Raw genomic sequence first — 278 nt, forward strand, 5'->3', positions numbered from 1 at the left:
GCAACGCCAGCACCGGCCAGACCTGTAGGAAGTCGCCGGTCGCCACGTCTACCGGCTCCCCGGCTTTGCTGCAAAGCTGACGGTCACAGCCGGTTTTTTTCACCGACGGGGTGGGTTCCGCCCCGGATTTGGCTTTGCCGCCGTTGCCTTTCCGGCCAAGCGGCAGCGGGAGCACGCCGGCAATGGCGACCAGCCAGCGCAGGTCTTTGTTGTTGGCGGTCAGGATAGTCAGGGCCTCACCGGTTTGCGGGGTGATGGCAATTGAGGCCGCCGCGCTG

At 65.8% G+C, this 278-nt stretch carries 1 protein-coding gene; it reads right to left on the reverse strand.

What is annotated here, in order from left to right; genetic code table 11:
- The coding region (locus ACGF49_RS25195) for a hypothetical protein (protein WP_387493524.1) at positions 1–278 on the reverse strand (278 nt) is incomplete at both ends.

This window comes from Photorhabdus sp. RM96S (assembly GCF_042879335.1).
Classification (GTDB): domain Bacteria; phylum Pseudomonadota; class Gammaproteobacteria; order Enterobacterales; family Enterobacteriaceae; genus Photorhabdus; species Photorhabdus kayaii.